Source organism: Streptomyces sp. NPDC107581, assembly GCF_055657175.1.
Genome location: NZ_JBVKBH010000012.1, coordinates 266,650 through 284,902, shown reverse-complemented (window position 1 = coordinate 284,902; position 18,253 = coordinate 266,650). Strand labels below are relative to the sequence as shown.

Sequence of the window (18,253 nt, the reverse complement as noted above, 5' to 3'; positions counted from 1 at the left end):
GCTCCCATCTGCTGGCTTCTGCGCGTGCAACAGATGGTGATGGCGCGGCTGCACCACAAGTACCCCTGTGAGGGGTAGCCGCGGGACTGCGTCAGATGGCGGCGCACCACTCGGCGAAACTGGTGAGCGACTCGGAGTCGGTTCGCTTCAAGCGGCGCAGCGTCGCGGCGTCCTGACGGACCCAAGGATGTTCGCGCGTGTGCTGCGGTGCAATGTGACGCGCCACCTTGAGCGACTCGAAGGCGTCGTCGGCGAGCCCCGACCAGAGCTGGGCGCGGGCCAGTTCGATGTAGAAGCCACTGCGACGTTCCGCCGGGAGCTCCTGGGGCGGCTTCCACTCATCGGCGATTTCAAGGGCCCGGCCGACATGTTCGTCTCCGAGGCTGACGGCCACAGACACCTCGTGGGTGCGTACGGAGTCGGGCCCGAACGCTGTGCCGCAGTACACAGCTTCGCTGATCCGGTCACCGAGATTGCGAGCCGCCAGCAGGTGACTGACGGCCGTTGAAGCGTCGCGGGCGCGACTGGCAATGACGGCAGCTCTCATGTGCAGCGAACCCCGTGCTGCGATCTCCGGGGCTGAGGCGGGGGCGGGCGCTGCGTCCAGCGCTTGGTGCAACGCCCGCAAGCCTGGCAGGTACGCGTGGGCAGCAAAGAATGTCTCGGTGCGCACGTAGGCCACGGAGGCCGAGAGGAGAGGATCCCCGGCTTCGGGAGCGGCCCACCGCATGACATCGATGAGGCGGGCGGACAGATCGTGTGCGCCGAACTTGTAGGCGACGGCGTCAGCAGAACGACAGGCTCTTACCAGGAGACCCGCCGCCTTCGCCCGTTCGTCCGGGGCGGCCGTGTGGTAGGCGCGCAGGAGTTCTGCGAGCAGGTCGGGCAACTCGTGGGCGATCTGGGTGTACTGGGCCGCGAGCCTCCGCCGTGTGGCCGCTTGAACAGCCTCTCGCAGTTCGTGCCACGCCCGAACGGGTCCGTCCTCGGGTAGATCGTAGACGGCGATCGCAGCGGACAGAGCGGGCAGAGCATCGTGTACGCGGGCGTGCGCCGGGCCGCGGTCCGCACGCAGACGGGCAGGATCGACACCAAGGGCGTCTGCGATCGCATAGAGAGTCGAGTCGCTCACTCCGCGCTCGCCGCGTTCGATCTTGCGGATGGTTCCGACGGCGACACACGCCGCTTCAGCAAGCTGCTGTTGCGTCAGCTTCGGGCGCATGACACTGCGGTAGTAGGCGATGCGGTCGCCGACTCCGCCGCGACGGCGTAAGGGCATGTTGGCTCCAGTTCGGTGTGTCCGCTCTGAACCTACTAACGGCAGCACACCGTGTGGACAGCAACGACCCCATCACATGCTGTTGGTGGTGCCGTTCACGGGTTTGATTCGCACAGAAGCGCAGCCAGTTCTCCGAGGCCGTCGATCCGCCAGTCCGCCGCAGCAATCACGTCCGGGTCGTCTGCCCACAGATGCCCCCACGGGCCGCGACGGATGTGGGCCGTACGCAGTCCGGCCTCCTTCGCCGGGAAGACATCGTTCGCCGGGTGGTCTCCCACGTACACAGTGCGCTGGGGAGAACTCTGCGCCACCTCCCCAACCCGCCGGAAGAACTCCGACTGAGGCTTGGCGACACCCCACTCCCCCGACGTCACGACGACGTCCGCCGGCAGGTCCAGGCCTCGCAGCAGCTCCCCGGCTCGGACCGTCTGGTTCCCGGCGATGACCACCCGCACGCCGTGTTGCCGGAGCATGGTGAGAGCCGGTCGTACGTCCTCGTACAGGTCTGCCTCGTCGAGAGACTCACCGTGCCCCGCTGCTTGCCGTGCCCAGTATTCGGCAGCGACATCGATGCCCGGGCGGACGAGTCTCAGTGCCTCGGCGTTGTCCATGCCCTGGGCCACGACGGCTCCGACGAGCGCAGACAGGGTATGGCGGGGGATGCCGAGCCAGTCGGCCCAGGACGCCCAGTACCGGTCGTCCCGGATGATCGTCTCGCCGACGTCGAGCACAACGGTGTCAATCACCCCGGCAGCCTACGGCTGACGAGGGGGCGTCAGCCCACCCACCCGCGCAACAGCTCCTCCCGCTCCGCCCTCCGCGGCGACCCGCCTTCCCACGTGCGGCCCCACTCCGACATCGCCGCCAGCGTCGTCGCCATGGTCGCGGCGCCTTCCGTGAGGCGGGACAGGAGGGCGTGGGAGAGGTCCACCTCCGTCTGGGAGTAGCCGACGGCCGCGGCGACGTACACCGCCAGCTCATGGTCGCCGTCGGCTGATTCCACGCACACCGTCATCACCGGCGGGTCCTCGCCCGCCAGACCGACGCCCGCGGACAGGGCCAGGTCCATCACCGTGCCCAGAGCCAGGTTCCCGACCGCGCCGACCTGCCGCTTCAGGGTCTTCACGGGGACGTCCCTCAGCGTCAGGCCGTGCACGTCCTCCCACAGGTGGAGGCCGGACTGTCTGTGGCCGAGGGCCTCCACGCCCTCGGGGGTCAGGCGTACTCCGGGAGCCAGACCCGACGGCTTCGCGCCCACGTACACGTCGCTCCCGGCGATCCAGAACAGGCCCACCATGGCCATGGGTTCACTCACTCCCCCGATGACACCACCGCCGTGGTGTCACACGTCAAACGAACAGGTCGTCCTCCGCAACGCGTGAAGGGGCCGGGGGGTTCCAGGCTCCCGGCCCCACTGCACGGCCCCGACCGTCAGGAACGGCTCGCCGGGGCGCCCGTAGGCGTGGAATCAGTCAGCCGGCCAGGGCACCTGGGGCGACCTGTAGTACGTGATGCCCAGGGCGTCCCAGCGGGGGCCCTGCGCCGCCAGCCGGACCTTGTAGCGGCTCCAGTCGTGCGTGGCCGCCGGGGACCAGCCCAGCTCGGCCGCTCCGGCCAGGCGGGGGAAGGCCATGTACTCGATGTCCGCGGACGTGGTGAGCGTCTCGGACCACAGCGGTGCCTCGACGCCCTTGACGGCCGAGGAGGGGGCGCCGGGGAGATAGCTGCCCGGGTCCCAGTCGTAGGACCGCTGCACTTCCACCAGGCCCGCCCAGTCCAGGCCGAGTCGGGTGTCCTTCGTGTACTTCATGTCGAGGTAGATCCGGTCGGCCGGGGACAGGATCAGCCCGGTGCCGTTCTGGGCGGCCCTGGCCACCTGGGCCTTCTCCGCCGCGCTGGTGCCGTCCAGGCCCCAGTACTGGGCGAGGGCGCCCTTGGCGGGGGTGGCTCCGGTCAGCTGGTGCCAGCCGATGACCGTCTTGCCGTACTTGGCGACGATCGGCTGGACGCGGTCCATGAACGTCACGTAGTCGGCGTGGCTGGTCGAGTGCGCCTCGTCGCCGCCGATGTGCAGATAGCGGCCGGGGGTGAGCGCGGCCAGCTCGCGGACGACGTCGTCCACGAAGTCGTAGGTGACCCCCTTGGACACGCACAGCGAACTGAAGCCGACCTCGGTGCCGGTGTAGAGCGGGGGTGCGGTGCCGTCGCAGTTCAGCTCCGCGTACGAGGCGAGGGCCGCGTTGGTGTGGCCGGGCATGTCGATCTCGGGCACGACCTCCAGATAGCGGGAGGCGGCGTAGCCGACGATCTCCCGGTAGTCGGCCTTGGTGTAGGAGCCGCCCGGGCCGCCGCCGACCTGGGTGGAGCCGCCGTAGCCGGCCAGGCGCGGCCAGGAGTCGACGGCGATGCGCCAGCCCTGGTCGTCGCTGAGGTGCAGATGCAGGGTGTTGATCTTGTAGAGGGCCAACTGGTCGATGTAGCGCTCGACCTGGGCCACGGTGAAGAAGTGCCGGGAGACGTCCAGCATGGCGCCCCGGTAGCCGTAGCGCGGGCTGTCCTCGATGGTGCCGCCGGCGATCTGCCAGGGGCCGGTCTGCACGGTCTTCTTCTCGACGGACGCGGGAAGGAGCTGGCGCAGGGTCTGGACGCCGTGGAAGAGTCCGGCCGGTGCGCCCGCGGTGACCGAGACGCCCTGCGGGCCGCTGGTCAGGCGGTAGCCCTCGGCGCCGAACGAGCCCTGCGCGAGCTGGAGCCGGATGCCGCCGGTGCCGCGCTCGGCGACCGGCAGCGGATAGCCGGTGGACGGCCGCAGGATGCCGGCGAGGTACTCGCCGATCCGGCGGACCTCGGCCGAACCGTCGACGCGGACGACCGTGGCACGGGTGATGCGGTACGGGGATCCGCCGGGCGTGGCCGAGGCGGGCGCGGGGACCACCCGGTCCAGCGGGGTCGCCGCCGCGGCCCGCGGGGCGGGTGCGGCGCCGACGGTGAACACGCCTGCCGCTGCCATGAGCAGCAGTGATCCGAGGATACGGGTCAGTCGGGGAGTCGTGCTGTGGTTGCGTCTCACATGCGCTCCCTTCGGGAATGGTAAAGACCACTGTCCCGCAGATCCGGTGAAACAATCCCCGCATGGCGGAAATCATCCAGAAGGACGGCACCTGGGCCTTCGACGGGGACGCCCTGCGGCTGACCCCGGGCCGGGACAAGAACGTGAGCCTGCTCCGCCGCGAGCTGGGTGAACTCGTCGTACCGCTCGGGGCGTTGGCCGGCGTCTCCTTCGCGCAGGGGAAGAAGTCGGGGCGGCTGAGGCTGCGGCTGCGCGACGGCGCCGATCCGCTGACACAGGCCACCGGCGGCCGGCTCACCGAGCCGCACGACCCCTATCAGCTGACCGTGGAACCCGACCGGTACGGCGTCGCCGAGTACTTCGCGGACGAGGTGCGCAACGCCCTGCTGCTGAGCGGGGTTTCACCGGACGCTGTCGCCGAGTACCTGCTGCCGGGGCCGCCCCTGCCGGTGTCCGTCTCGGCCGGCGACGGCACGGCGAGCTTCGACGGGGAGCGGGTGCGGCTGGAGTGGAACTGGAAGACCGAGAACGCCAAGGCCGACTTCGGCACCCGGACCATCCCGCTCCCCGACCTCCTCGGGGTGGAGTGGCAGCCGGCGGCCGGTCTGGAGAACGGGCATCTGCGCTTCCTGGTGCGCGGCGCCCCGGTGACGGCGACGGCCAAGTACGACCCGAACGCGGTCGAGCTGTGGGGGTTCAAGAAGGACCCGCTGATGGCCCTGGTGGCCGCTGCCGTGCGGGCCCGGCTGCCGCATCCGTCGGCGGAGGCGGGCATGCGCGGCGAGCCGCCGCGGCCCACCGGGGAGGCCGAGGGACCGGAGCCCGCCGAGGACGACCACGACGCGCTGCTGCGGCGGCTGCGCGAGCTGGGCGAGCTGCACCGCTCGGGGGTGCTCACGGACGAGGAGTTCACCCTGGCCAAGCGGGCGGTCCTCAAACGGATGTGAGAACCGCCCGCTCCGCGCCGGTCGTGCCCGGCCCCGCGGTCGTACCCGGCCCCGCGGTCGTACCCCGCCCCGCGGTCGCGCCCGGTCCCGAGGGTGCGCCCGTCTCCGGGGCGCGCCCGCCGTCCGGGCGCGCGCCGGACTACTTCGCCCTGCGGGCCACCGTGAAGTGGTCGATCCGGTCACCGGTCTCGGCGATGCCCTGGACCTTCAGCGTGGTGTAGCGGCCCCGCGGCGCGGGGGTGACGTCCACGCGCAGGAAGGAGTAGTTCAGGTAGCGCACGCGCGACCAGGCGACGGTCTCGTTCTGCTTGCCGTCCTTGAGGTTGACGAAGGAGGCGACGGAGTCGACCTCGTTCTCGTGGCCCTCGTACGAGTCCGGGGCGGAGAAGGCGTACAGGCTGCGGCCCGCCGCGCCGGCCGTGACGTACACCACACCCTCGGTCTCCGGGTACGCCGTACCGCCGATCGGGAGCTTCTTGGTGACGGCGTTGCCCTTGATGACGTCGGTGCGCTCGTACTGGTGGTTGTGGCCGTTGATGACCAGGTCCACCTGGTACTTGTCGAACAGCGGCACCCACTCCTGGCGCACGCCCCCCTCCGAGGCGTGCGCGGTGGAGGTGCAGTACGCGCAGTGGTGGAAGAACACGACGATGAAGTCGATGTCGTCGCAGGCGCGGAACTTCTTCAGCTGGCCCTCGAACCACGTCGTCTGGGTTCCGCCGGAGATGCCCAGGTTCGCCGGGATCTCGAAGGAGACGTCGTTGGGGTCCAGCGAGATGATCGCCGTGTTGCCGTAGACGAAGGAGTAGACGCCCGGGAGGTTCTTCTTGTCCGGACCGTTGTCGGGCAGGGTCCAGCGGGCCTCCTCGCCGCCGTAGCCGTTGGGCGAGTACCAGGCCTCCATGTCGTGGTTGCCGTACGAGACCATCCACGGGATCTGCTTGGCGACCGACTCGGTCTGGTACAGGAACTGGTCCCAGGTGCGCGAGTCGAAGCCGGTGTCGCTGGTCTTGCCCGCGCCGGACGGGTCGCCGTAGGCGATGTCACCGGCGTGCAGGTGGAAGGCCGGGTTCTGGCCGAGGATCAGGCTGTCGTTGGCCAGCGCGTGGTAGCTGACGCCCTGGTCGCCGAAGGCCGTGAAGGTGAACGGCTCCTTGCGGGCGGGGGCCGTGGTGAAGGTGCCCAGGGTGCCCAGCAGGTGGCGCTCGGCCGGGTCGAAGCCCTGGTGGCCCACGCCGTAGTAGTAGGTCTTGCCGGGGCGCAGGTGGCTGAGCTGGGCGTGCAGGTAGTACTGCGTGTGGTCGCCGCTCGCGCCGACACCGGCCGGGGTGTAGAGGGTGCGGATCTCGGCGGGGATCTTGCGGGAGAGGTCCCAGGGGTGGGCGCCGACGCGGATGAACGGGTTCTTCACCGCGACCGGGACCTGCCAGGAGACGGTGACCTCGGTGCGCGGGTCGTTGCCCCACGCCAGGTGGCGGCCGAAGGGGGCGACATGGGCGCCGTCGACCGTCTCCGCGGCGGAGGCGGTGCGCTGGGTCGGCACGGCGGCCTGGGCGGTGGCACCCGGCACGAATGCGCCACCCGCGACGGCGCCCAGCGTGACCGCACCGCCCCGGATCATCGAGCGCCGCGAGAATCTCGCCCGCAGGTACTCGTGCTGCTCGGCCATGCTCATACGGTCGGCGAGCTTGTCGGGTACTCCCATACGTGGAATGTCCATGTCGCCTGAAAGTGGTCCACAACCGCAACGAGACGCAAGACACAGGATGGCCAGTGTGCGAACAGAGGCTCAAAAGCACCCTGAAAGCCGCCCTGCCCGGAATCGGGCAGGATTCTTGCGAAACCGGCGCCGGTACCTCAGGATCTACCGGGTGCACGAGGAACTTGTCGATCATCTGATGCGGTCCACGCCCCTGAACCGGGGCGAGGCGCTGCGGGTGGTGCAGGAGATCCTCGCCTACTTCGACGAGACGACGCAGGACTACGTCCGTCGCCGCCACCGGGAACTGCAGACCCAGGGCCTGCAGAACACGGAGATCTTCGAACGGATCGAGGCGGACCTGAAATACCGGGCGGTCGCGCCGCCGGAGCTGACGCTCAGGCAGCTGCGCCGCATGGTCTACGGCTGAACGCCAGGCTGAGAGATACCTATATATGTGCGGAATTGTCGGATACATCGGGAAGCGTGATGTGGCCCCTCTGCTCCTGGAGGGCCTGCAGCGCCTGGAGTACCGCGGCTACGACTCGGCGGGCATCGTCGTCACCTCCCCGAAGACGGCCGGCCTGAAGATGGTCAAGGCCAAGGGCCGGGTGCGCGACCTGGAGGCCAAGGTCCCGGCGCGGTTCAAGGGCACCACCGGCATCGCCCACACCCGCTGGGCCACCCACGGCGCCCCCTCCGACGTGAACGCCCACCCGCACATGTCGGCCGACCAGAAGGTCGCCGTCGTGCACAACGGCATCATCGACAACGCCTCCGACCTGCGCCGCAAGCTGGAGGCGGACGGAGTCGAGTTCCTCTCCGAGACGGACACCGAGGTGGTCGTGCACCTCATCGCCCGCTCCACGGCCGAGAAGCTGGAGGACAAGGTTCGCGAGACCCTGCGGCTGATCGAGGGCACCTACGGCATCGCGGTCATGCACGCCGACTTCTCCGACCGCATCGTGGTGGCCCGCAACGGCTCCCCGGTCGTGCTCGGCATCGGCGAGAAGGAGATGTTCGTCGCCTCGGACATCTCCGCCCTGGTCACCCACACCCGTCAGATAGTGACACTGGACGACGGCGAGATGGCCACCCTCAAGGCCGACGACTTCCGCACCTACACCACCGAGGGCACCCGCACCTCGGCCGAGCCGACCACCGTGGAGTGGGAGGCCGCCTCCTACGACATGGGCGGCCACGACACCTACATGCACAAGGAGATCCACGAGCAGCCCGACGCCGTGGACCGCGTGCTGCGCGGCCGCATCGACGACCGCTTCTCCACCGTGCACCTCGGCGGCCTCAACCTGGATGCCCGCGAGGCGCGCCGGATCCGCCGCGTGAAGATCCTCGGCTGCGGCACCTCGTACCACGCGGGCATGATCGGCGCCCAGATGATCGAGGAACTGGCCCGCATCCCCGCCGACGCCGAGCCGGCCTCCGAGTTCCGCTACCGCAACGCCGTCGTGGACCCCGACACCCTCTACGTCGCGGTCTCCCAGTCCGGCGAGACCTACGACGTCCTCGCCGCCGTCCAGGAGCTGAAGCGCAAGGGCGCCCGGGTGCTGGGCGTGGTCAACGTGGTCGGCTCGGCGATCGCCCGCGAGGCCGACGGCGGCATCTACGTGCACGCCGGCCCCGAGGTCTGCGTGGTCTCGACGAAGTGCTTCACCAACACCACCGTCGCCTTCGCGCTGCTCGCGCTGCACCTCGGCCGCACCCGTGACCTCTCGGTCCGCGACGGCAAGCGGATCATCGAGGGCCTCAGGAGGCTGCCGGAGCAGATCACCGAGATCCTCAAGCAGGAGGACGAGGTCAAGCGGCTGGCCGAGCAGTACGCCGACGCCCGTTCGATGCTCTTCATCGGCCGCGTCCGGGGCTACCCGGTGGCCCGCGAGGCCTCCCTGAAGCTCAAGGAGATCTCCTACATCCACGCCGAGGCCTACCCGGCCTCCGAGCTGAAGCACGGCCCGCTGGCCCTGATCGAGCCCGCCCTGCCGACGGTGGCGATCGTCCCCGACGACGACCTCCTGGAGAAGAACCGCGCGGCCCTGGAGGAGATCAAGGCCCGCAGCGGCAAGATCCTCGCGGTGGCCCACCAGCACCAGGAGAAGGCCGACCAGACGATCGTGGTCCCGAAGAACGAGGACGAACTGGACCCGATCCTCATGGGCATCCCGCTCCAGCTCCTGGCGTACCACGCGGCCAAGGCCCTGGGCCGGGACATCGACAAGCCGAGGAACCTGGCCAAGTCGGTGACGGTGGAGTAGCCCACCGCAACACGGTGAGCGGTCCGCCGCAGGACGCCGGAGCAGCCCACCGCGAACAGAACGGACCCCCGCGTGCGCCACCTGACACGCGGGGGTCCTTTCAGTGCTGCACGGATCAGCCGGCGGCCGTCACCCCCCGGCCCGCAGCACGCCTCGGAAGCGCCGTCGGCCAGTGGGCCAGCGAAGCCGTCGCCGCGTACCAGGCAACCGCACCGGAGACGACGGCGGCCCAGCCGCCGACCTTGGTGAGACCGGAGCTGTCGGCGAACTGTGCCACAGCGAGCAGCAGCATCGCCAGGAACAGCAGTCCGTGGACGACCTGACCGAGGCTGTCGCCGCCCGCCAGGGTCAGTGAGAGAGCCACAAGGGCGAACAGGAGCAGGAAGAGGCCGGCCCCGTTGGCCGACATCTGACCCGCGACGGCCCAGGTGAACCAGAGAGCGCCGAGGGCCACGAAGCCGGTCCCGGAGGCGCTGTCACGGTCACGGAAGGCGAGCAGACCGACGAGGAAGAGGGCGACGCCGCCCACGTAATGAGCCAGTGACACGGCGTCGGATGCCCCCACGCCGTCGATCACGCCGGTGGTGCCGAGCCCGAACGCCAACAGGGTTATCCCCAGGGCGAGTCGGCCGGCCACGATGGTGTTTCCGCTTCCCGCGGAGACGTCGTTGTCCACTGCGGGCTCCCTTCATGCATGTGCAGTTGCGCGGTGACCGGTATATGCCCTTCACAAGGGCACAAACACCTCTACGCGCGAGTAGTTTCGTGCTGCACTAAGGGAGTTGACGGGGCGTCGGACCGGCAGGGAACCCGGGGAGAACGCCGGGGAACGCCAGAGAACCCGGTGGGAACGCCGAGGAGCCCAGGGAGGGCGACGGGGGACCCGGAAGACTCAGGGGATGACGATCACGGGCCGCTGTGCCCGCTTGGCCAGCCGCCCGGCCACGGAGCCGAAGATCCGGCCGACGATGCCGTGCGTCGAGCCGACCACGATCGCGTCGGCCTCGTACTCACGCCCCACCTCTTCGAGTTCGTGGCAGATGTCGCCGCCCCGCTCGACCAGGATCCAGGGCACCTCGGCCAGATAGTCGGCGCAGGCCAGCTCCAGGCCGAGCACCTCGGTGCGGTGGTCCGGCACGTCGACGAAGACGGGCGGCTCGCAGCCGGCCCACACGGTGGTGGGCAGCCGGTTGGCCACATGGACGATGATCAGGCCCGAACAGGAGCGGTGGGCCATGCCGATCGCGTAGGCGAGGGCGCGCTCACTGGACGTCGAGCCGTCGAAGCCGACGACGACGCCGTGCTTGAAGGCGGGGTCGCAGGAAGCGCGCGAGTCCTCCGCCGCTAGGGGATCGGCCGCCGTGGGATCGGCGACGGGACGCTTGCGGTCCGCGGGTTCGAAGAATTCGTGACCGGCCATGGCTGTCTCGGCGTTGTGATCCTTTGTGGGTGGGGGGTGACATCGTGCAGCGGAGCTGTGTCCGGGAAACGTCTTCCCAACCCCATACCCCCAAGGGTACGGCGGCACGCCTCCTCTGCCCAGTTCCTGCACACGCTCCGTAAGCAGTCCCCCGGATGTCCGTAGGGGTTCCCCGGAGCATGCACGAGCAGCGCCCGTAACGCAATGGTTGCTGCCCCGTACAGGCGGTTTGCACAGGATTCACGCAGCCACCTCGGTATTCCCGGAGGCACGGCCGGTGACCGACCGATCGAACAGGCGTTGAACCCGGTGAGCCACCGCCCCAGGGAGTACGAGATGTCCGGACCCCGATCCGCGCCCGACCCGCACCCCGCCCCGGACACCACGAGTGATGTGATCCGCTGGGCGGCCTTCAGCTGCGTCCTCGTACCCGTGGTCCTCGTCTGGTACGGCACCTCGCTCGCCGGCGCGGCCGGCACCTTCCTGGGACTGGCCGCCGTCACCGCGGTCTGCCGTGTTCTGCTGCGGCACTCCGAGCGTTGCGCCACGCAAAGAGGCGGACGTCACAGTAAGGAGAAGAGACCGGTCGACTGACCGGTTTTAGCACCCTCGAACGCTGCTTTTCGGCCAACTTCCGGATACCGTTTCCGAGGGGTCCTGACCACCCCCCAACCCCCGTTCCACCTGCACGGAAAGGGTCTGCGCGACCCTGCGCACCCTACGCGGTTTGGCCACTGGGACAAGGCGCACTTCCCTGCACGCCCCACGAGTGCAACCCTTCGTGATCGAATGCTTCACGCCAAGTTGTCATGTCGACAATGTGCCGCGTGTGGAACTGGCCACCGACAGACCGCGGGAGCCAGTAGATTTCGATCTTGATGTCTTACGGCGGGGGACTCGTGCAGGACCGAGGGGAAACGTGCAGGAGCGACACAACCGAGGAGCCGCGACCACCGAGGGGGGCTTAGCAGCCATGAGCCACGACTCCACTGCCGCGCCGGACGCCGCAGCCCGGAAACTTTCCGGGCGACGTCGCAAGGAGATCGTCGCGGTGCTGCTGTTCAGCGGCGGCCCTATCTTCGAGAGTTCCATTCCGCTTTCGGTGTTCGGGATCGACCGCCAGGACGCCGGAGTACCGCGCTACCGACTTCTGGTGTGCGCCGGCGAGGAAGGTCCGCTGAGGACCACGGGGGGCCTGGAACTCACCGCACCGCATGGGCTCGAGGCGATATCGCGGGCGGGTACGGTCGTCGTACCGGCCTGGCGCTCGATCACCTCGCCGCCACCGGAGGAGGCGCTCGACGCACTGCGTCGCGCGCACGAAGAGGGGGCCCGCATCGTCGGGCTGTGCACAGGCGCGTTCGTCCTCGCGGCGGCGGGCCTGCTGGACGGCCGCCCGGCGACCACACACTGGATGTACGCGCCGACACTGGCCAAGCGCTATCCGTCGGTTCACGTGGATCCGCGTGAACTGTTCGTCGACGACGGCGACGTACTGACCTCGGCCGGTACGGCCGCGGGGATCGACCTGTGTCTGCACATCGTGCGGACGGACCACGGCAACGAGGCGGCCGGTGCGCTCGCCCGCCGCCTGGTGGTCCCGCCGCGCCGCAGCGGCGGTCAGGAGCGCTACCTCGACAGGTCTTTACCAGAGGAGATCGGCGCCGACCCGCTCGCGGAGGTCGTCGCCTGGGCGCTGGAACACCTCCACGAGCAGTTCGACGTGGAGACGCTGGCGGCACGCGCCTATATGAGCCGCCGTACGTTCGACCGCCGGTTCCGCTCGCTCACCGGCAGCGCGCCGCTGCAGTGGCTGATCACCCAGCGGGTGCTCCAGGCACAGCGGCTGCTGGAGACGTCGGACTACTCCGTGGACGAGGTGGCGGGCCGCTGCGGCTTCCGCTCACCGGTCGCGCTGCGCGGGCACTTCCGGCGCCAGCTCGGCTCGTCCCCCGCCGCCTACCGGGCCGCCTACCGGGCCCGTCGGCCGCAGGGCGAAAGGCCGGGTGAGCCGGAGGCACCGGTGTCCCACTCCGGCCCGGCGGGCGTTCCGGCCGGTCTGCCCGGCCACGGACCGATGGGGCACATGCCGGCGCTGCTGCACCCGGAGCGGGACAGCGGGGTGCCGATGCAGAGCCGCCGCCAGGCCGCGGGCGCGGTGAGCCTGCTGCCGGGGCCGCGCAGCGGCAACTGAGCGAGGCGCACCGAAGTGGTGCACGAGGGGGGGCGGGCCCACACCCGCCCCCCTCTGCGCGCCCGGCCTCCTTCAGACCGCGCCCGGCCGCCTTCGGCTCGCATCCGGCCTCCTGCGGCCCGCGCCCGGCCGTTCGGCCCGCGTCCGCGAGCCCGGCCCCGACGCGGGGCACCCAAATGGCGACGTCAGCTTTAGGGTGGTCGCATGAACGATCGCATGGTGTGGATCGACTGCGAGATGACCGGCCTCTCGCTGTCCGACGACGCTCTCATCGAGGTGGCCGCCCTCGTCACCGACTCCGAGCTGAACGTACTCGGCGAGGGGGTGGACATCGTCATCCGCCCGCCGGACTCGGCGCTGGAGACGATGCCGGACGTGGTGCGTCAGATGCACACCGCCTCCGGGCTGCTGGCCGAGCTGGCCGGCGGCACCACGCTGGCCGATGCCGAGGAGCAGGTCCTCGCCTACATCCGGGAGCACGTGAAGGAGCCCGGCAAGGCCCCGCTGTGCGGCAACTCCGTCGGCACCGACCGCGGCTTCCTGTCGCGGGACATGCCGACCCTGGAGGACTACCTCCACTACCGGATCGTGGACGTCTCCAGCATCAAGGAGCTGGCCCGGCGCTGGTACCCGCGGGCGTACTTCAACAGCCCGGAGAAGAACGGCAACCACCGCGCCCTCGCCGACATCCGCGAGTCGATCGCCGAGCTGCGCTACTACCGCGAGGCCGTGTTCGTCCCGCAGCCCGGCCCGGATTCCGACACCGCCAAGTCGATCGCCGCCAAGCACGTCCTGCCCGCCCAGTAGGCCCCTTGGGCCCGCGCCGAGGCCCGCGCGAAAACCCGTGCGCGAGCACCCCTTCGGACCCTGTAGACTTCTTCTCGGCCGGTCGGGGAAACGACAAGTTCCACCGCCGGTCATGGTGGGTGTAGCTCAGCTGGTAGAGCACCTGGTTGTGGTCCAGGATGCCGCGGGTTCGAGTCCCGTCACTCACCCTGAGTGATCAGCCGGTGACTCCGTCGCAAGACGGGTCACCGGCTGATTCGTTTCCGGCGCCTGCCGTGCCGCCTTCCCGCCTGCGCCGGGGCCGCCCCGCAGCGGTACCTCCACCAGCAGCACCGCCGCCACGAACGCCAGGGCGCACACCGCGGCCGCCGTCAAGAAGATGTGCTGCATGCCGGTGGCCACCGCCGTCCGGTACGCCTCCCCCGTCGCCGTGGCCGGCACCGCCCGGGTGAACAGCGAGCCGAAGACGGCCACGCCGAGGGAGCCGCCCAGGGTGCGGAACAGGTTCGTCGCCGCCGAGGCCGCCCCCATGTCCCGCAGTTCCACGCTGTTCTGCGCGATGGTCGCCCCCATCTGCATCGTGAAGCCCATCCCGAGGCCGACCAGAGCCATGAAGCAGCCGGCCGCCAGGCGCGAGGTGCCGGTGTCCATCGTCGCCAGCAGCAGCGTGCCCGCGGTGAGCAGCAGGGTGCCCAGCACCGGGAAGACCTTGTAGCGGCCGGTGCGGGACATGACCTTCCCGGCGAGGTTGGAGGCGATCACCACCGGGATCATCAGCGGCAGCAGGAGCAGGCCGGAGCCGGTCGCGGTGGCACCCTGGACCGTCTGCTGGAACAGGGGCAGATAGAGTGCCGAGCCGAACATGACCATGCCGACCGCGAGCAGCAGGCCCACGGCGAGCGGGAAGTTGCGGTGGCCGGCGAAGACGCGGGGCGGGAGCAGGGGTTCGGGCACCCGCCGCTCCACGACCGCGAAGGCGGCCGCGCCGAGGACGGCCACCGCCCACAGGACCAGGATCTGCCAGGACGTCCACGGGTACGTCGTACCGGCCCAGGTCGCGGCCAGGACCGCCGCGACGATCGTGACGGTCAGCACGGCGGTGCCCGCCAGGTCGATCCGCGGCCGGGTGGTCCTGGGCGCGGGCGCGGGCAGGCGCAGCAGCAGCTGGATCCAGACCAGCGCGATCAGGCCGAGGGGCAGGTTGACGTAGAACGCCCAGCGCCAGCCGAGGTGGCCGGTGACGAAGCCGCCGACCAGCGGGCCGCCGACCACGCCGAGCGCCATCACGGTGGCCGTCATGCCCTGGTACCGGCCGCGCTCCCGGGGTGGCACCAGGGTGCCGATCAGGGCGAACGCCCCGGCGGCCAGCCCGCCCGCGCCGATGCCCTGCAGGGCGCGGAACTCGATCAGCTGGAGCATCGAGTGCGCGGCGCCCGCGAGCAGCGAGCCGAGCAGGAACACCACGATCGAGGCCTGGAAGACGGCTTTGCGGCCGTGGAGATCGCCGAGCTTGCCCCAGACCGGGGTGGCCACGGCGGTGGCCAGGGTGTAGGCGGTGACGACCCAGGAGAGGTGCTCAAGTCCCCCCAGGTCACGGACGATCGTCGGCATCGCCGTACCGACGATGTTGTTGTCGAGCATGCCCAGCAGCATGGCGAGCATGACGCCGAGCAGCGTCCAGCGGACGTCTTTGGGGTGCGTGGTCATACCCAGCAGAAAAGCACACCGATTCAATAAGTGCAATGAATCAACTTTTGAAGCGAGGCAATCGAACGGGTACGCTGCGGGTATGACCGAGACCATGGGCCGCCGCGAGCGCAAGAAGGCCGCCACCCGCCAGGCACTGGCGGACGCGGCACTGGAGCTGTTCCTGGAGCACGGCTTCGACGAGGTGAGCATCAGGGACGTGGCCGAGGCCGCGGACGTCTCCACGACGACCCTGTTCAAGCACTTCCCCAGCAAGGAGGCGCTGCTCTTCGACATGGACCTGGACCTGGAGTCCGCCCTGGTCGCGGTGGTGCGCGAACGGTCGCCGGACACATCGGTCCTCCAGGCGCTTCGCACGCACACGCTGGGCATGCGCGCGTTCAAGACGCAGTACGAGGAGCAGATCGCCACCTTCCGGCGGCTGATCGACAACACCCCGGCGCTGGCCGAGTACCACCGGAGCATGTGGATGCGGCACGAACGCGCCCTCGCCGAGGCCGTCGCCGCCGACCTCGGCGCCCCGGCCGACGACCCGGCCTGCGCGGCCCTGGCCCACCTCGTCCTGGAGGCCCGCTCCCTCGCCGGCACCTCCCCCGGCTCGGAAGCCGCCGTCAACGCGGCGTTCGACCTGCTGGAGAAGGGATGGGAGTCGGTACGGCCCGGCAAGGGGCGGGCTTCATGAGGCCCGCCCCGCGCCACGCCTGACGGCGGCTCAGCGGGCGGAATCCGCGTCGACGGGCAGCCGGACCCGGAACAGGGCGCCCCCTCCCGGAGCTTGATGTGCCGTCAGTTCGGCACGGTGCGTGTGGGCGATCTGGCGGGCCATGGCCAGCCCCAGCCCGGAACCGGGGAGGGCACGAGCGGCACGGGCCCGGTAGAAGCGGTCGAAGACATGGGGCAGATCAGCGGGGTCGATGCCGGGGCCGTGATCGCGCACGGTGATCTCCAGCCGGCCGTCGCCCGGTGACCGCAGCGCGGCCACCTCGACCCGGCCGCCCGCCGGAGAGAACTTCGCCGCGTTGTCCAGGAGGTTGGAGAACAGCCTCGTCAGCCGGCTCGGAACGGCGGCCGCCAGGGTGGACGCGGCCCGGGCGTCGGCCCGAAGGACGAAGTCGAGGTGGGGCCAGTGGTCCCGGGCGGCCGCCACGGCGTGCTCCAGGAGGGCCGTCGGCTGCACCAGCTCCAGGGCCTGCTGCGGCTCCTCGTCACGGGCCAGATCGATCAGGTCGTTGACGAGATTGGTCACTTCCCGCAGCTGGCGGGAGAGGGCGCCGGTCGCGCGCTCCCGCTGGCGCGGGGTCAGCCGTTCCGCGCGGAGCAGGATCTCCGCGTTGGCGCGCAGCGCCGTCAGCGGGGTGCGCAGTTCGTGCGAGGCATCGGCGACCAGGCGCCGCTGGGCGGCGAGGGACTCCTCCAGTGCGTCCAGCATGGTGTTGAAGCTGACCGCGAGCCGGGTGATCTCGTCCTCCCGGCCGCGCGGCCCGGCCGGCAGCTCGATGCGCAGCCCGGCGTCGCGGGTGGCGGTGATGCGCTCCGCCGTCGAGGTCAGCCGGGTCACGGGAGCCAGCCCCGACCGGGACACCCAGTAACCCAGCAGCGCCGCCACCGGCACACCGGCCCCGCCGATCCCGGCCAGCAGTCCCGCGACCTGACGCTCGGCCCGTCGCACCCCGTCGGAGCGGAGCGCCACCTGCACGGCCAGCCCCTTGCGGGCGGGAGTGGTCAGCACCCGCACCGGCTGACCCGCCACGGTGGCCGAGCTGTAGTAGGGCGCCCGGTGGCGGCCCGCGACCTGGCGCACCGCGGCGGTGACCGGCAGCAGATAGCGCTCCCGCGGATCGTCCGCGGCCGACCCGGGCACGAGCTGGGCGCACGCGGGCGCGGCCAGGAACCGGCACTCGCCCGCCTGCACGCCGGGCCCGTTCTGCTGGTGCTGCTGGACGGCCAGCGTCGCCGCCTGGGTGAGCTGCAGATCGAACTGCCGGTTCAGGGTGTAGACGGTGACGGCGTAGGCACCCGCGCACACGGCGAGCGCCACGCCGGCCACCGCGGCGGAGGCGGTGAGCGCCAGCCGGCGGCGCAGCGGAGGGCGGCGGTGCCTGCGGGGCCGGGTCACCGCTCGTCCAGCATGTAGCCGATGCCGTGCACGGTGTGGACCAGCCGCGGGGCGCCGCCGGCCTCCAGTTTGCGGCGCAGGTACCCGACGTAGACCGCCAGCGAGTTGGAAGCGGGGCCGAGGTCGCGGCCCCACACCCACCGCATGATCGTCTCCCGCTCCAGGACCTGCCCGGGGTGGCGCAGCAGCAGGTCCAGCAGGGCCCACTCGGTGCGGCTGAACTCCAGTCGCCGGCCCGCCCGCACCGCCGAGCGGCTCTCGGGATCCACGACCAGGTCGGCGAAGCGCAGCCCGCCCGGCTGGGGTGTCTCGCCGGGGCCCGCGCGGCGCAGCAGGGCGCGCAGCCGGGCCGCCAGCTCGTCCAGCGCGAACGGCTTGACCAGATAGTCGTCCGCGCCCGCGTCCAGGCCGTCCACCCGGTCGCTGACCGCGTCGAGCGCGGTCAGCACCAGGATCGGCGTGCGGTCGCCCAGCGCCCGCAGCTGCCGGCACACGGCCAGCCCGTCCACCACCGGCATCATCACGTCCAGCACCAGGGCGTCCGGCTCCCACTCCGCCACCGCCGCGAGCGCGGCGAGTCCGTCCGCCGCGCCCCGCACGGTGAAGCCCTCCAGGGTCAGTCCGTCCTCCAGGGCGGCCCGTACCTCCGGGTCGTCGTCCACCACCAGCACGCGCCCGAAGGCGCCGGGGGACTGGTCCTGAGCTGCTTCGTTCATGGCCCCAGCCTGCCAAAGAGGCCTCTTAGAAGCCTCTTAGAACGGA

At 70.6% G+C, this 18,253-nt stretch carries 17 protein-coding genes and 1 tRNA gene; 8 read left to right on the top strand and 10 right to left on the bottom strand.

Annotation, left to right across the window (positions count from 1 at the left end):
- Nucleotides 1-91 precede the first annotated feature (91 nt).
- The 4 genes from ACZ7P3_RS29160 to ACZ7P3_RS29145 form a co-directional block, all read right to left on the bottom strand.
- Nucleotides 92-1,222: a helix-turn-helix domain-containing protein gene (locus ACZ7P3_RS29160; protein WP_472086136.1), complete on the bottom strand. Its 1,131-nt coding sequence runs from the start codon at nt 1,220-1,222 to the stop codon at nt 92-94.
- Between the two features lie 152 nt (nt 1,223-1,374).
- Nucleotides 1,375-2,025, bottom strand: coding sequence for an HAD family hydrolase (locus ACZ7P3_RS29155; protein ID WP_472086134.1), 651 nt, complete (start codon nt 2,023-2,025; stop codon nt 1,375-1,377).
- A gap of 29 nt (nt 2,026-2,054) precedes the next feature.
- A complete protein-coding gene (locus ACZ7P3_RS29150; protein WP_472086133.1) occupies nt 2,055-2,594 on the bottom strand; it encodes a hypothetical protein in 540 nt (179 codons plus the stop codon).
- A gap of 153 nt (nt 2,595-2,747) precedes the next feature.
- Complete coding sequence (locus ACZ7P3_RS29145; protein WP_472086182.1) at nt 2,748-4,289, bottom strand: beta-N-acetylhexosaminidase; 1,542 nt, start codon at nt 4,287-4,289, stop codon at nt 2,748-2,750.
- 122 nt (nt 4,290-4,411) lie between these two features.
- On the opposite strand from ACZ7P3_RS29145, the gene ACZ7P3_RS29140 reads away from it, so the two are divergent.
- On the top strand, nt 4,412-5,296 hold the full coding sequence (locus ACZ7P3_RS29140; RefSeq protein WP_472086131.1) for a DUF4429 domain-containing protein: 885 nt from the start codon (nt 4,412-4,414) through the stop codon (nt 5,294-5,296).
- A gap of 139 nt (nt 5,297-5,435) precedes the next feature.
- Here ACZ7P3_RS29140 and ACZ7P3_RS29135 read toward each other — a convergent pair whose 3' ends face one another.
- A complete protein-coding gene (locus ACZ7P3_RS29135) occupies nt 5,436-7,001 on the bottom strand; it encodes a purple acid phosphatase family protein (protein WP_472086130.1) in 1,566 nt (521 codons plus the stop codon).
- 166 nt (nt 7,002-7,167) lie between these two features.
- On the opposite strand from ACZ7P3_RS29135, the gene ACZ7P3_RS29130 reads away from it, so the two are divergent.
- Complete coding sequence (locus ACZ7P3_RS29130) at nt 7,168-7,425, top strand: hypothetical protein (protein WP_472086129.1); 258 nt, start codon at nt 7,168-7,170, stop codon at nt 7,423-7,425.
- Between the two features lie 25 nt (nt 7,426-7,450).
- Complete coding sequence (gene glmS / locus ACZ7P3_RS29125) at nt 7,451-9,268, top strand: glutamine--fructose-6-phosphate transaminase (isomerizing) (protein WP_472086127.1); 1,818 nt, start codon at nt 7,451-7,453, stop codon at nt 9,266-9,268.
- 115 nt (nt 9,269-9,383) lie between these two features.
- On the opposite strand, the gene ACZ7P3_RS29120 is transcribed toward glmS, so the two are convergent.
- Together ACZ7P3_RS29120 and ACZ7P3_RS29115 are read right to left on the bottom strand one after the other, a co-directional pair.
- The gene (locus ACZ7P3_RS29120; protein WP_472086126.1) at nt 9,384-9,944 is read right to left on the bottom strand and encodes a GPR1/FUN34/YaaH family transporter; all 561 of its coding nucleotides are present in this window, start codon (nt 9,942-9,944) and stop codon (nt 9,384-9,386) included.
- Between the two features lie 216 nt (nt 9,945-10,160).
- On the bottom strand, nt 10,161-10,688 hold the full coding sequence (locus ACZ7P3_RS29115) for a universal stress protein (RefSeq protein WP_472086124.1): 528 nt from the start codon (nt 10,686-10,688) through the stop codon (nt 10,161-10,163).
- Nucleotides 10,689-11,024: 336 nt separating this feature from the next.
- Here ACZ7P3_RS29115 and ACZ7P3_RS29110 point away from each other — a divergent pair, with 336 nt between their 5' ends.
- From ACZ7P3_RS29110 to ACZ7P3_RS29095, 4 genes are all read left to right on the top strand, one after another.
- Nucleotides 11,025-11,282 carry a hypothetical protein gene (locus ACZ7P3_RS29110; RefSeq protein WP_472086122.1) on the top strand — a complete coding sequence of 86 codons (258 nt, stop codon included), beginning with the start codon at nt 11,025-11,027 and terminating at the stop codon, nt 11,280-11,282.
- 379 nt (nt 11,283-11,661) lie between these two features.
- Nucleotides 11,662-12,882 carry a helix-turn-helix domain-containing protein gene (locus ACZ7P3_RS29105; protein WP_472086120.1) on the top strand — a complete coding sequence of 407 codons (1,221 nt, stop codon included), beginning with the start codon at nt 11,662-11,664 and terminating at the stop codon, nt 12,880-12,882.
- A 204-nt stretch (nt 12,883-13,086) separates the two neighbouring features.
- On the top strand, nt 13,087-13,689 hold the full coding sequence (gene orn, locus ACZ7P3_RS29100) for an oligoribonuclease (RefSeq protein ID WP_472086118.1): 603 nt from the start codon (nt 13,087-13,089) through the stop codon (nt 13,687-13,689).
- 115 nt (nt 13,690-13,804) lie between these two features.
- Nucleotides 13,805-13,877 (top strand) — tRNA-His (locus ACZ7P3_RS29095).
- Here the strand turns inward: ACZ7P3_RS29095 and ACZ7P3_RS29090 are convergent.
- Nucleotides 13,873-15,375 carry an MDR family MFS transporter gene (locus tag ACZ7P3_RS29090; RefSeq protein ID WP_472086116.1) on the bottom strand — a complete coding sequence of 501 codons (1,503 nt, stop codon included), beginning with the start codon at nt 15,373-15,375 and terminating at the stop codon, nt 13,873-13,875. The genes ACZ7P3_RS29095 and ACZ7P3_RS29090 overlap by 5 nt on opposite strands.
- 82 nt (nt 15,376-15,457) lie before the next feature.
- Here ACZ7P3_RS29090 and ACZ7P3_RS29085 point away from each other — a divergent pair, with 82 nt between their 5' ends.
- Nucleotides 15,458-16,057 carry a TetR/AcrR family transcriptional regulator gene (locus ACZ7P3_RS29085; protein WP_472086114.1) on the top strand — a complete coding sequence of 200 codons (600 nt, stop codon included), beginning with the start codon at nt 15,458-15,460 and terminating at the stop codon, nt 16,055-16,057.
- A 30-nt stretch (nt 16,058-16,087) separates the two neighbouring features.
- Here ACZ7P3_RS29085 and ACZ7P3_RS29080 read toward each other — a convergent pair whose 3' ends face one another.
- On the bottom strand, nt 16,088-17,491 hold the full coding sequence (locus tag ACZ7P3_RS29080) for a HAMP domain-containing sensor histidine kinase (RefSeq protein ID WP_472086112.1): 1,404 nt from the start codon (nt 17,489-17,491) through the stop codon (nt 16,088-16,090).
- Nucleotides 17,488-18,207 (bottom strand): response regulator transcription factor, encoded by a 720-nt coding sequence (locus ACZ7P3_RS29075; protein WP_472086110.1) that lies wholly within the window; start codon nt 18,205-18,207, stop codon nt 17,488-17,490. Before ACZ7P3_RS29075 ends, ACZ7P3_RS29080 begins: the two co-directional genes overlap by 4 nt.
- Between the last annotated feature and the right edge of the window lie 46 nt (nt 18,208-18,253).

Bases quoted from the DNA above. Each gene is read 5' to 3' on its own strand.
- ACZ7P3_RS29135 (WP_472086130.1), bottom strand. From the start codon at position 7,001: ATGGGAGTACCCGACAAGCTCGCCGACCGTATGAGCATGGCCGAGCAG.
- ACZ7P3_RS29140 (WP_472086131.1), top strand. From the start codon at position 4,412: ATGGCGGAAATCATCCAGAAGGACGGCACCTGGGCCTTCGACGGGGAC.
- ACZ7P3_RS29110 (WP_472086122.1), top strand. From the start codon at position 11,025: ATGTCCGGACCCCGATCCGCGCCCGACCCGCACCCCGCCCCGGACACC.
- ACZ7P3_RS29145 (WP_472086182.1), bottom strand. From the start codon at position 4,289: ATGGCAGCGGCAGGCGTGTTCACCGTCGGCGCCGCACCCGCCCCGCGG.
- ACZ7P3_RS29075 (WP_472086110.1), bottom strand. From the start codon at position 18,207: ATGAACGAAGCAGCTCAGGACCAGTCCCCCGGCGCCTTCGGGCGCGTG.
- ACZ7P3_RS29105 (WP_472086120.1), top strand. From the start codon at position 11,662: ATGAGCCACGACTCCACTGCCGCGCCGGACGCCGCAGCCCGGAAACTT.
- ACZ7P3_RS29090 (WP_472086116.1), bottom strand. From the start codon at position 15,375: ATGACCACGCACCCCAAAGACGTCCGCTGGACGCTGCTCGGCGTCATG.
- orn (WP_472086118.1), top strand. From the start codon at position 13,087: ATGAACGATCGCATGGTGTGGATCGACTGCGAGATGACCGGCCTCTCG.
- ACZ7P3_RS29160 (WP_472086136.1), bottom strand. From the start codon at position 1,222: ATGCGCCCGAAGCTGACGCAACAGCAGCTTGCTGAAGCGGCGTGTGTC.
- ACZ7P3_RS29085 (WP_472086114.1), top strand. From the start codon at position 15,458: ATGACCGAGACCATGGGCCGCCGCGAGCGCAAGAAGGCCGCCACCCGC.
- glmS (WP_472086127.1), top strand. From the start codon at position 7,451: ATGTGCGGAATTGTCGGATACATCGGGAAGCGTGATGTGGCCCCTCTG.
- ACZ7P3_RS29115 (WP_472086124.1), bottom strand. From the start codon at position 10,688: ATGGCCGGTCACGAATTCTTCGAACCCGCGGACCGCAAGCGTCCCGTC.